At 75.3% G+C, this 13,231-nt stretch carries 4 protein-coding genes; 1 reads left to right on the top strand and 3 read right to left on the bottom strand.

The window, feature by feature from the left end; translation table 11 throughout:
• The 3 genes from AB0G08_RS21445 to AB0G08_RS21455 all read right to left on the bottom strand — a co-directional run.
• Positions 1 to 1,842: beta-ketoacyl synthase N-terminal-like domain-containing protein (locus AB0G08_RS21445; RefSeq protein ID WP_358090650.1), on the bottom strand; the 1,842-nt coding region annotated here is incomplete at its 3' end.
• The gene (locus AB0G08_RS21450) at positions 1,839 to 8,378 is read right to left on the bottom strand and encodes an amino acid adenylation domain-containing protein (RefSeq protein WP_358090653.1); all 6,540 of its coding nucleotides are present in this window, start codon (positions 8,376 to 8,378) and stop codon (positions 1,839 to 1,841) included. The genes AB0G08_RS21450 and AB0G08_RS21445, both read right to left, overlap by 4 nt.
• Positions 8,379 to 8,416: 38 nt before the next feature.
• Entirely contained in the window at positions 8,417 to 11,707 is a 3,291-nt protein-coding gene (locus tag AB0G08_RS21455; RefSeq protein ID WP_358090657.1) for an amino acid adenylation domain-containing protein, read from the bottom strand.
• A gap of 281 nt (positions 11,708 to 11,988) precedes the next feature.
• On the opposite strand from AB0G08_RS21455, the gene AB0G08_RS21460 reads away from it, so the two are divergent.
• Positions 11,989 to 13,221 (top strand): MFS transporter, encoded by a 1,233-nt coding sequence (locus tag AB0G08_RS21460; protein WP_358090660.1) that lies wholly within the window; start codon positions 11,989 to 11,991, stop codon positions 13,219 to 13,221.
• Positions 13,222 to 13,231: the final 10 nt, after the last annotated feature.

The following is a 13,231-nucleotide window of genomic DNA, read 5'->3' on the forward strand; positions in this document are numbered from 1 at the left end:
GCGCAGCGCGCGCCCGGCCTCCGCCGCCGTCCAGCGGCCGTCGACGACGGCGGCCGTCACAGCGCCCGGGCCCTCGCCGTGGGCGGCGACCGGGGACACGCCGCAGGCGGCCAGCAGCCGGGCGAGCGCGAGCTGCCCGGTGACGGTGGCGGCGTCGGACCCCGCCGCGCCCGGGTCGACGCCCAGCTCACCCGCCACCCGGTCGAGCTCCGCCCGCAGCCGGGGCAGCGCGTCGCGGAGCGCGGCCAGGTCGGGGCAGGTGGCGGGGAACGCGTACGCCACCGTGGCGGCCTCCGGCGACGCCTCCCCCGCGCCGACGCCGGAGAGCGCGCGCACCGCCTCGCCGGGGCCGGCGGCCACCACGAAGGCCCGGTGGCGCAACGCCCGGCGGCCGACCTGGCTGGTGTAGGCGACGTCGGCGAGGGCCTGCTCCCGGTGGTGCCCGATGTGCGCGGCGAGCCGGCCGGCGGCGGCGGTCAGCGCCTCGGCGCCGGCCGCGGAGACGGTGAGCAGCACGGCCGGCGGGTTCGGCCCCGGCGGCGCGGGCGGCGGCGCCTCTTCGAGGATGACGTGCGCGTTCGTGCCGCCGACGCCGAACGAGCTGACCGCCGCCCGGCGCGGCCCGGACACCTCGGGCCAGTCGCGCAGCATGTCGTTGACGCGGAACGGCCCCCGGTCGAGCGAGGTCTGCGGGTTGGGCTTGCGGTAGTGGATCGACGGCGGCAGCTCGCCGTGGTGGATGGCGAGGACCGCCTTGATCAGCGAGGTCACGCCGGAGGCGGTGTCGAGGTTGCCGACGTTCGGCTTGACCGAGCCGATCGCCCACCCGGCGCCCGGGCCGCCGGCCGTGCCGTACGCCTCCTCCAGGGCGGACACCTCGATCGAGTCCCCCATCAGGGTGCCGCTGCCGTTGGCCTCGACGTACTGGATGGAGCTGGGCTCGACGTCGGCGACCCGCAGCGCCCGGCGGATCACCCGCACCTGGCCCGACCGGCCGGGCGCCACGAAGCTGACCTTGCCGGCGCCGTCGTTGTTCACCGCCGAGCCCTTCACCAGTGCGTAGATCCGGTCGCCGGCGGCCTCGGCGTCCTCGCGGCGGCGCAGCACCACCACGCCGGCGCCGTCGCCCAGGTGGTAGCCGGCGGCCTCGGCGTCGAAGGCGCGGCAGCGGCCGTCGGGCGAGTTGATGCCGTCGGCCTCGTGCCGGTAGCCGCGGGGCACCGGGTTCTTGACGCTGACCGCGCCCACGATCGCCATGTCGCACTGGTAGTCGAGCAGGCTGCTGATCGCGTGGTGCAGCCCGACCAGGGCCGAGGAGCAGTTGGTCTGCACCGTCATGCTGGGCCCGGTCAGGTCGAGCTTGTACGAGATGCGGGTGGCCAGGTTGTCCTTGTCGCTGGCGACGGCCATGCCGAGGCGGCCGGCGGAGTCGACCAGCTCCTGCTGGGGCAGCAGGTGGTAGAGCAGGTACTGGTTCAGGCCGCACCCCGCGTACACGGCGATGTCGCCGGGGAAGCGGCGGCTGTCGTAGCCGGCGTCCTCCAGCGCCTCCCAGGCGCACTCCAGCAGGATCCGGTGCTGCGGGTCGATCAGCGTCGCGTCCGTCGGCGAGTAGCCGAAGAACTGCGCGTCGAACCGGTCGGCGCCCTCGATCCCGGACCACACCGGCACGTACGCCGGGTCGGTGCGTTCCGCGGCCGGGACGGCGTCCAGCTCGGCGGCGGTCAGCTGGCGGCCGGCGTCGACGCCGGCGCGGAGCAGCTCCCAGAACTCGGCGACGTTCGCCGCGCCCGGGAACCGCCCGCTCATCCCCACGACGGCGATGTCCATCTCGCTGCTCATCGGCTTCCCACTTCCTGGATACGCTGGCGCATCAGCCGGCGGCGGTTCGCCACCTGCTCGTTGCGGTCGGGCCCCGGGTCGACGGGCGGTTCCGCCGCCGGGCGCGCGGGCTCGCCGAGGTGCTCGGCGAGCTTGCGCACGGTGGTGTGCTCGTAGAGGTCGACCAGCGGGAACTGCCGGCCGAGGAGTTCCTGGAGTCGGATGTGCACCTGGACCAGGCTCAGCGAGTTGCCGCCCACGTCGAAGAAGTTGTCGTCGAGCCCGACGGCGCCGACGCCGAGGACGTCCAGCCAGATCTCGGTGACCTGGGCCTGGAGCCCGCCGGCCGCCGCCGCGAGCGGCCGGGCCGTCGCGCCCGCGCCGAGCCGGGCCATCGCCTCGGTGACGTCGACCGCGACGGCGCGCCGGCTCACCTTGCCGGTCGCCGTGGTGGGCAGCTCGTCGACCAGGTGCAGCAGCGGCACCATGAACTCCGGCAGCCGCTGCCGCAGGTGGGTGCGCAGGTCGTGCAGCAGGTCCCGCCGCGCGGTGGCGCCCAGCGGGTCGTTGGCCAGCTCCGGCCAGTCGGCGCGCCGCACCCGGGGCGGGGTCCAGCCGACCGCGTCGTTCGGTCGGGCCGCCGGCCAGAACCGCAGGTCCATCGCGTACTCCTCGCGTGCGGTCGACGGCACCACGGCGGTCCGTCGGCCCAGCGCCTCGCCGATGCTCCAGCAGTCCTCCGGGTCGACCCCGGGCGGCAGCTCGCCCACCGGGCGGGTCACCGGGTCCCCGTCGGCGAGACCGGCCAGCCGGCGTACGGGGCCGGCGACCGTGACCAGCCGCGCGTTCGGCACGTCGCGTACCTCGACCGGACGGTTGCGGTTGCCGCGCAGCACGCCCCGCAGCCGGGCGACGTCCAGCCCGTCGCGCGTCCAGTCCAGCCGCAGCGGCTCGACCGGCTCGGCGGCGTCGCGGTCGGGGGCGGCGCCCACGTGCAGGACGACGTCGTAGCGGAACGCGCTCAGCTCGTTGGCCTGCCGGCCGCGCTTGAGGTGCAGCTCCGCCCCGGTCACCCCCGGCAGCCAGTCCGGCGCGGTGAGGAACAGGTCGGGGGCGAGCACCAGCTCGTCGTCGGCGAGCACCCGGGCGGCGACGCGGCGGCGCAGCTCGGCGACGGTCAGGCCGGGTTCCGGCTCGGCGCCCAGCTCCACCGAGGCGTGGAACACCTCCAGCAGGTCCAGGTCGCGCACGTCGCCGAGGTAGATCCGCCCGCCGGGCGCCGCCGCGGTGACCGCCGCGCGCAGCACCCCGCGCAGGTAGTCGTGGTTGGGGAAGTACTGGGTCACCGAGTGCAGCACCACGGTGTCGAAGCTGCCGGCCTCGATGCCGGTGAGGTCGTCGGCCTCGCGCAGCAGCAGCGTGACCGCGTCCCGGTCGACCCCCTCGGCGTCGAGCCGCTGTTCGAGCACCTTCAGGCCGGCGGCGGAGAAGTCGGTGCCGACGTACGCCTCGCACTCCGGCGCCAGCGCCAGCGTCAGGTTGCCCGTGCCGCAGCCGAGCTCCAGCAGCCGGCGGGGGCGCAGGTCCCGGATCCGCCGGACCGCCTGGTCGATCCACTCACCCATCTCGACGTCGGTGAACGGCGCACCCGTGTAGCTGCTGGTCCAGATCGCCTGCTGGGCCTCCTCGGCGGGGCCGGCGTCGGTGTACATCCGGTCGTAGAGCAGCCGCCAGTCGGAGACCCGGGTGGTGGCGGGCGCCCCGCCCGGGTCGGACCCGGCCGGCGTGGGCGCGGACGAGCCGCCCCGGCCGCGGGGCACGACCGCCGCGACGATCCGCTGTTCCCCGCCGCCGGGAGCATCCGCGAGCGCGGCCACGGCGGCGGCGACGCCGGGGTGGGCCCGCAGCGTCGCCTCGATCTCGCCCAGCTCGATCCGGAACCCGCGGACCTTCACCTGGTGGTCGGCGCGGCCCAGGAACTCCAGCCGGCCGTCGTGGCTCCACCGGCCCCGGTCGCCGGTGCGGAACAGCCGCCCGCCGTCCCCGTACGGGTCGGGGAGGAACCGCGCCGCGGTCAACGCCGGCTGGTCGAGGTAGCCACGGGCCAGGCCGGCCCCGCTGACGTAGACCTCGCCGGCGAAGCGGGGCGGCACCGGCCGCATGGCCTCGTCGAGCACGTAGATCCGGGTGTTGCCGATGGGCCGCCCGATGCTGCCGACCCGCTCCGGTCCGGTGACCACGTCCAGGGTCACGTCGGCGGAGATCTCCGACGAGCCGTAGAGGTCGACCAGGACGCAGCCGGGCAGGGCCGCCAGCCACCGCGCGGCCAGGTCCGGGGTGAGCGCCTCCCCGCTGGAGTGGCAGTAGCGCAGCGCCGCCAGCCGTTCCCCGGCGTCGTGGACGCCGTCGAGGATGGCCCGCAGCAGCGACGGCACGGCCACCAGGCGGGTGACCCGGTGCCGGGCGAGCAGGTCGACCAGGCGGACCGGGTCGCGTCCGACGTCCTCCGGCACCACGACGACCGGAGCGCCGGCGAAGAGCGGCAGGAACATCTCGCCGCCGGAGTCGAAGAAGCTCAGCGAGGTCTTGTGGCTGCCCACCTCGTCCGGCCCCATCGGGAAGCGGTCCATGATCCACCGCTGCCGGTTGACGATGCCCCGGTGCAGGCCGAGGACGCCCTGCGGGGTGCCGGTGGACCCGGAGGTGTAGACGACGTAGGCCACGTCGTCGGGGTGGGCCGTCGGCCTCGGGTCGTGGTCGTCTTCGGCCGCGAGCGTCTCCTCGGCCGGGTCGACCACCTCGACGTCCGGGAGGTCGACGGCCGCGCCGGGGGCGGCGACCAGCAGCCGGGCCCCGGAGTCGGCGAGCATGAACCGCAGCCGCTCCACCGGGTACGACGGGTCGAGCGGCACGTAGGCGGCGCCGGTCTTGAGGATCGCCAGCACGGCGGTGAGGCTGACGGTGGAGCGCGGCACCAGCAGGCCGACCCGGGTGCCCCGGCCGGCGCCCCGCCCGATCAGCCGGTGGGCCAGCCGGTTCGCCGCCGCGTTGAGCTCGGCGTAGCTGAGCCGGGTGGTGTCGTCGATCGCGGCCGGCGCGTCCGGGGTGCGCCGGGCCTGCTCGGCCACGATCTCCGGCACGCACCGGTCGGTGTCGTAGTCGGCCGTGGTGTCGTTCCACTCCACGAGCACCTGCCGGTGCCGCTCGGCGCCGAGCAGGGGCAGGGCGCCGACCGGGGTCGCCGGCGCCGCGACGGCCGCGGACAGCAGCGCGGTCAGCGCCTCGGCCAGCACGCCCATGGTGTCGGCGTCGAACAGGTCGGTGCTGTAGTCGAAGGTGCCCAGCAGCTCGCCGCCGTGCTCGCCCAGGTAGAGGGAGAGGTCGTAGTAGGTGGCCCGCTGTCGCACCGGTCGGCTGCGCACCCGCAGCCCGGACCAGTCCCCCAGCGCCCCCTCGTGGTTGAGCACCATCGGCGTGAGCCCGAGCCGGTCGGTGCCGCGCCCGTGCTGGTAGGCGAACGCCGCGCTGATCAGCGCGCCGCGGCTGGCGTCGGCGGCCTGCCCGAGCCCCTCGACGATCCGCCCGAACGGCACCTCGGCGCGGTCGGAGGCGGCCAGCACCGCGTCGTGCGCCGCCCGGGCCAGGGCGCCGAACTCCGGGTCGGCGGACAGGTCCACCGGCACCGGCAGCGGGTTGACCAGGTAGCTGACCAGGTCGGCGAAGCGGCTGCGGACCCGGCCGGCGTGCACAAACCCGAGCGGGAACGTCGCCTGGCCGGCGTAGCGCGACAGCACCGCCGCGTAGCCGGCGAAGAGCACGGCGGTGCGGCTGACCCCGTGCGAGGCGGCGAGCGCGTCGATCCCGGCGCACAGCTCGGCGTCGAGCCGGAAGGCGTGGGCGGCGCCCCGGAACGTGCGCACCGACGGGCGGGGCCGGTCGGTCGGCAGGTCCAACGGCACGAGGTCGGCGACCTGGGCCTGGCACGTCGCGGTCAGCTCCCGGCCGGCGGGACCGTCCAGGAAGGACCGCTGCCAGGCGACGAACTCGGCCGGGTGGGCGGTGGGCGCCGGCGGCGCCGCGTCGTCCCCGGCGGCGTGCCGGCCGTAGCCGGTCGCCAGGTCCTCGACCAGCACCGCCAGCGACCACACGTCCATGACGCTGTGGTGGGTGCAGAGCAGCAGCGTGTGGCGCTGCGCCGCGTGCCGGAACAGCACGGCGCGCAGCAGGGGCGGGCCGGCGAAGCCGACCCCGAGCTCCGCCTCGATCTCCTCGTCGAGGCGGCCCGCCGGCCAGTCCGCCGCGTCGCGCACCTCCAGCGTGACCTCGGCGTCGTCGGCCACCCGCTGGGTCACCTCGGCGCCGGCGTCGTCGTACCGGGTGAGCAGGGCCGGGTGCCGGACGCCGAGGTCGCGCACGGCGCGGGCCAGCGCGGCGGTGTCCAGTTCGCCGTCGACGGTCACCGCGCGGCCCAGGTTGAGGTTGGCCGGGTCCTCGGCGAGGGCGCCCTGGAACCAGATCGCGCGCTGGCCGTACGACAGCGGGTAGGGCCGGTCGGCGGCGGCCGGGGCGGCCGGCGGGTCGGCCGGGGCGGGCGCGGACGGCAGCGCGGCGGCCAGTTCGGCCACCGTGCTGTCGCCCAGCAGGTCGGTCAGGGCCGGGCGGACGCCCCACTCCCCCTCGATCAGGTGTTGCAGCTCCACGGCCCGCAGCGAGTCGAACCCGAGTTCCGGCAGGGAACGCTCCGGGTCGATCCGCTCCGGGTCGACGTCGAGCAGCCCGCCGGCCAGGACGCGCAACCGCTGCGCCTGCGCCGGCGCGGCGGCCGGGGCGGGGCGCGCCGCCGGGCGCAGGGGGTCGTCGGCGACGATCGTCGCGCTGCCCGCGGCGTACGCCCGCGCGCAGTCGCCGCGTCGGGTCTTGCCGCTGGTGGTGACGGGGATGGTGCCGGGCGGCACGGCGAGCACCCGGTGCAGGTCGAGGCCGTGGACGGTCACCACGGCCCGGCGGGCCGCCTCGGCGATCGCCGACGCCTCGTCCGCGGCCTTCTCGGAGCGGGTCTCGTACCACAGGACCACGGCCTCGCCGACGCCGTGGCCGTCGTCGGCGACGTCCACGCCGAACGCGGCGATCCGCCCGCCCAGGCGGGGGCAGGCGGCACGGACGGTCTGCTCGATGTCGTCCGGGTAGTGGTTCTGGCCGCGGACGACCACCGTCTCCTTGATCCGGCCGCGGACGTACAGGTGACCCTCCTGGCGGAAGCCGAGGTCGCCGGTGCGCAGGTAGGGGCCGTCGGCGGGGGCGCCGCCGAGGGTGGCGCGCAGGGTCCGCGCGGACTCCTCCGGCCGGTTCCAGTACCCGTCGACGACGCTGCCGCCGCGTACCCAGATCTCGCCGGCGGTGCCGTCGGGGACGGGGTGGCCGGTCGGGTCGACGATGCGGACCTCCGCCTCGGGCAGGATCTCGCAGCCGACCACCTCCGTGCCGGGACGGTGGGGTTCCGGGTCGGCCACCGTGGTCACGACGGGCCGCTGCGGCCGGGCCCGACCGGCGACCAGCAGCGTCGCCTCGGCCAGCCCGTAGCAGGGCAGGAAGGCCCGCTCGTCGAAACCGTGCGGGGCGAACGCCTGGGCGAAGGCGCGCAGGGTCGCCGCGCGTACCGGCTCGGCGCCGTTGAAGGCCACCCGCCAGGAGCTGAGGTCCAGGGCGGCCCGGTCGGCCTCGGCGACCTTGCGCACGCACAGGTCGTAGGCGAAGTTGGGCCCGCCGCTGATGGTGGCCCGGTACCGGCTGATCGCCTGCAGCCACCGCACCGGCGTGCGGATGAACGTCGCCGGGTCCATCAGCACCGTCGGCACCCCGAGGTAGACGGGGGTGAGCAGGGTGCCGATCAGGCCCATGTCGTGGTGCGGCGGCAGCCAGGAGGCCATCACCGTCGCGTCGTCGAAGCCGAAGGAGCGGCGGATGGCCCGCAGGTTCTCCAGCAGGTTCGCGTGGCTGACCATCACGCCCTTGGGGGTGCTGGTGGTGCCCGAGGTGTACTGGAGGAACGCCAGCCCGCCCTCGGCCACCGCCGGCTGCCAGCCGGTGGGGGCGGCGTCGAGGGACTCGATCTCCAGGACCGGCAGCCGGCGACCGGGCATGAGCGTGCCCAGGTCGACCGCGCTGGTGACCGCGCGGGCCGCCAGCACGGCGGTGGCCTGCGCGTCGTCGAGGATCCGCGCGACGACCGGGGCGCTGGCCCGGTTGAGCCGGGCGGCCAGCGGGACCGGCACGGTGCCGGCGTAGAGGCAGCCGAAGAAGCCGGCGAGGAAGTCGACGCCCGCCCCGACGAGCATCAGCACCCGGTCCCCGGGGCGGCAGTGCCCGGCCAGGGCCGCGCCGACCCGGCGGGCGCGGGCGTCGAGCGTCGCGTAGTCCACCGTGTCGGCCGCGCCGTCCTCGGCCACCAGGTGCAGGGCGGGGCTGTCGGGCTGGACCCGCGCCTGGTGGGCCAGGGCGGCGCCCAGGTTGACGACGTCCGTCGCCTCGTGGGTCAACGCGCCGGTGTGGTCGGTCATCAGGCTCTCCACTCGCTGCACAGGGGTCGGGCCGGGGGTCACGGCTGCCCGGGCGCGAGCCGGGCGGCCAACTCGGCGACCGTCGGCGCGTCGAAGATGACCGCCACCTCGACGTCCGCCCCCAGCTTCGCGCCGGCCAGGGCCACGATCCGGGTCGCCGTGAGGGAGTCGCCGCCGAGGTCGAAGAAGTCGTCGTGGATGCCGATGCCCTCGCGGCCGAGCACGTCGCACCAGATGTCCAGGAGCACCCGCTCGCGCTCGTCGCGCGGGCCGTCGGTGCCGGCGGCGGCGGGCTCGTCCTGGCCCGGTGGTGGCAGCGCCGCGACGTCGAGCTTCCCGTGGTTGGTCAGCGGCAGCCGGGGCAGCCTGACGAAGGCGGCCGGCACCAGGTAGTCCGGCAGCCGCCGGCGCAGGTGCGCGCGCAGGTCCGCGGTGCCCGGCAGGTCGTCGCCGACGACGTAGCCGACCAGCCGGGCGTCCCTGCCGGGCGGGTCCCGGCGTACGACGACGGCGGCCTCGCGGACCGCCGGGTGGCGGCGCAGCGCGGACTCCACCTCGCCCGGCTCGATGCGGTAGCCGCGCAGGTTCAACTGCCCGTCGCCCCGGCCGAGGAACTCCAGGACGCCGTCCGGCCCGAACCGGGCCAGGTCGCCGGTGCGGTAGACGCGGGCGCCGGGCGTGCCGGCGTACGGGTCGGGCAGGAACCGTTCCGCGGTCAGGGCGGAGTTGTCGAGGTAGCCCCGGGCCAGCCCGGCGCCGCCGACGTAGACCTCCCCCGCGACGCCCGGCGGTACGGGCTCCATCGCCTCGTCGAGCACGTACACCCGGACGTTGGCCATCGGGCGGCCGATCGGGACGAAGGGACGCTCGTCGTCGGGGTCGCACGGCCAGGCGGTGCAGGACACCGACACCTCGGTCGGGCCGTACAGGTTGAACATGGTGACGTCGAGCCGGTCGAAGACCAGCCGTTGCGTCTCGGGGGTGAGTTCCTCCACGCCCGAGACGATCCGCCGCAGCGACTTCAGGTCCGCGGCGTCGGCGGTGAGCAGCACCTCGCGCAGGGCGGTCGGCGCGAAGTCGGCGTCGGTCACCCCGTGCCGGGCGATCACCTCCGCCAGCCGGCGCGGGTCGAAGGTCGCCGTCTCGGGCATCAGCACGCTGGCCGCGCCGTTGAACAGGGCCCGGAACAGCTCGTCCAGCGAGACGTCGAAGGTGCAGGCCGCCTTGCGCAGCACCCGGTCGTCCTGGCCGAGCGGGAAGTTGCGCTGCGCCCACAGCATCCGGTTGGTGAACCCGCGGTGGGTGACCTGGACGCCCTTGGGCTGTCCGGTGGAGCCGGAGGTGAACAGCGTGTAGGCGAGGTTGTCCGGGTGCAGCGGCACGGCGGGGTCGGTGGCGGGGCAGGTGGCGGTCAGCGACGCCTCCCCGTCCAGGTCGATGATCCGCCGGCCGGGGCTCCACACCTCGTCGCACAGGTCCCCGGCGGAGATCGCGACCGCCGGGCGGACCTGCCCGAGCAGCGCGTCGCGGCGGGCCTGCGGGTCACGCGGGTTGACCGGCAGGTGATAGCCGCCGGCCTTGAGCACCGCCAGGATCGCCACCACCTCGACGGCGGAGCGCGGCAGGCACACCGCCACCGGGTCCTCCACGCCGACACCGAGGTCGCGCAGGTGGTGCGCCAGGCGGTTGGCCCGCTCGTCGAGTTCGCGGTACGTCGTGCGGACGTTGCCCTCGACGACCGCCACCGCGTCCGGGGTACGCCGCGCCTGCGCCTCGACCAGGCGGTGGACGAGCGCCTCGGGGCCGAGGTCGACGGCGGTGTCGTTCCACTCGTGCAGGATCCGGTGGCGCTGCGCGTCGTCGAGCAGCGGCAGCCGCCACACGCACGTGTCGGGCCGCCGCGCCGCCTCGACGAGCAGCAGCTCGAACTGCCGGGCCAGGGCGCGGATCGCCTCGCCGGTGAAGAGGCCGGTGTCGTACTCGATCTCGCCGACCAGCCCGTCGGCCGTCTCGGTGATCCTCATCGACAGGTCCATCCGGGAGCGGCCGGTCTCCATCTGGTGCACGTCGACCCGCAGCTCCGGCAGGTCCAGCCGGCTGGTGGGCACGTTCTGGAGCACGAAGGCGACCTGCGCGAGCGGCTGGTGGCTGCGGCTGCGCTCCGGCTGCACCGCGGCGACGAGACGTTCGAACGGCACGTCGCGGTGCCGGAACGCGTCCAGCGAGGCCGCCTTGACCCGGGCCAGCAGCTCGGCGAAGGTCGGGTCGCCGGACAGGTCGGCCCGCACCACGATCATGTTGAGGAAGCAGCCGATGAGGTGCTCCAGCTCGTCCTGCTCGCGGGTGGCGATGGGGCTGGCGACCACCATGTCCCGCTGGCCGCTGTGCCGGGCGAGCAGCACGGTGAAGGCGGCGAGCAGGGTCATGAACATGGTCGCGCCCTGGCTCTGCCCGAGGGAGCGGATCCGGTCCGCGTCGGCGGCGCCGATCCGGAACCACTCGGACGCGCCGACGAACTGCTGGACCGCCGGTCGCGGGCCCCGGGTGGGCAGGGTGAGCAGGGGTGGCACGCCGGCGAGTTCGTCGACCCGCTCGCGCAGGTGCGCCGCCATCCGCTCCTCGCCGACCGCGGTGCGCTGCCAGGCGGCGTAGTCGGCGTACTGGATCGGCAGCTCGGGCAGGTCCGGCGCCGCGGTGCCCGAGGCGAACGCGGCGTACGTGGCGGCCAGCTCGCGGCAGAAGATGGTGAACGACCACAGGTCGCAGACGAGGTGGTGCACCGTGACCCCGAGGACGTGCACGTCCGGGGCGATCCGGTAGAGCACCGCCCGGATGGTCTGGCCCGCGGCCAGGTCGAGCGGGACCCGCATCTCCCGCTCGACGGCGGCCCGCAGGACCGCGTCGTCGGGGCGCGCGGTGGCGCCGGGCAGGTCGACCACGTCGAGGGTCAGCGGGGCGGGCGGCGTGACGGCCTGCACGACCCGCTCGCCGAGCTGGCGGAAGGCGGTACGGAGGATCTCGTGGCGGCGGACGACCTCCTCGATGCCGCGCCGCAGCGCGGCCCGGTCCAGCGAGCCGGTCAGGATCAGCAGTGTGGCGTCGTTGTGGTGGACGGCGTCGTCCTCCAGGCGCTCGATGAACCAGAGTCGCTCCTGCGCGAAGGACAGGGGTGCCTCGGCGGCGTCCAGGCGGGGGATGGCGGCGGTGACGGGTGCCGGATCGGCGCGGCCGGCGCGCAGCCGCTCGTCGAGCAGTGCCCGCGCCGAACTGGACAGCCGCGCCACGCGTTGCGTGACGTCACTCGCGACCGGATGCTCCTGCCGTCCCACTGGTCCTCCGTTGTCCGTCGGTGATCCGGTCCGCGCTCCGGGGCCTCAGCCGGATGCGAGCGCCGCACCGATGCGGGTGCCGATCGTCGATCTGTACCAGCCGACTGAGCGGACAGTCAGCAAACGTGCGGGTTTTAGGGGTTTGACCTCCCAATTCCCGACATCGCTTAAGACTCCTAGGGGTTGGGGCAACCCGTTTCCCTGCCACATGATGGGCACGGCTGTGACGCCACCGGTGCCAGCACGCAACCCGTTCGACCGGCCGACCGGAGGTGATGGCAGTGCGCGACGACCTCCGGATCCTGGCCGACCGGTCGTACCGGATGCTGTTCCTGGCCCGCACGCTGTCGCTGCTGGGCAGCGCCGTGATCCCGGTGGCGCTGGCCTTCGCCGTCCTCGACGCGCCGGGCGGCTCCGCCACCGACCTCGGCCTCGTGCTCGCCGCCCGGTCGCTGGCGCAGGTCGCGCTGTTGCTGTTCGGCGGTGTCCTCGCCGACCGGATGAACCGCTTCCGCCTTATGGTGGGCTCCGACCTGCTGGCCTTCGCCGCGCAGGCGGTGCTGACCGTGGTGTTCGTCAGCGGCCGGCCCTCGCTGCCGGTCGTGATCGCGTTGTCCGCCGTCAACGGCGCCGCCGCCGCGCTGTTCCTGCCGGCCTCCCGCGGCGTCGTGCCGCAGGTGGTGGCCCAGGAGCAGCTCCAGTCGGCCAACGCGCTGCTGCGGCTGTCCCGCAACAGCACCACCATCGGCGGCGCGGCCCTGGCCGGAGTGCTCGTCGCCGCCCTCGGCGCCGGCTGGGCGCTGGCGGTGCCCGCGGCCACCTTCCTCGGCTCGGCGCTGCTGCTCGCCGGTGTCCGGGTGTCCCACCCCGGCCGGGCCGCCACCAGCACCATCCTCGCGGACCTGCGGGAGGGTTGGCGGGAGTTCAGCTCCCGGTCCTGGGTCTGGCTGGTGGTCGTGCAGTTCGCGTTCGTCAACGGCTGCTTCTCGGCGATCTACGTGCTCGGCCCGCTGACCGCCAAGGAACAGCTGGGCGGCGCCACGGCCTGGTCGGTGATCGTCACCGCGCAGGCGGTGGGCCTGGTCGGCGGCAGCCTCGTGGCGATGCGGATCCGCCCCCGCCGGCCGATGCGGGTGGCGGTGCTCGCGACCTTCGGCTTCCTTCCGCCGTTCGCGCTGATCGCGGCCGGCGCGCCGGTCTGGCTGATCGCGGCCTCGATGCTCGTCAACGGCGTCTGCGTCGACATCTTCGAGGTGCTGTGGGACACCGCCCTGCAGAACCACGTGCCGAACGAGGCGCTGTCGCGGATCAGCTCGTACGACGCCATGGGCTCGTTCGTGCTGGGCCCGCTCTGCCTGGCCGTCGTCGGCCCGGTGGCGGACCGGATCGGCGTCGCCCAGACGCTGGTCATCGCAGGCGGGGTGCTCGGTCTGGTGACCGTCGCGACCTTCTGCGCGCGGTCCGTACGTCAGCTGCCCGCAAGAGTCCCCGACGCACAACCCGCCACGGTGTGAACCCGGCGAC

Source organism: Micromonospora sp. NPDC023644 (assembly GCF_040640115.1).
Lineage (GTDB): Bacteria > Actinomycetota > Actinomycetes > Mycobacteriales > Micromonosporaceae > Micromonospora.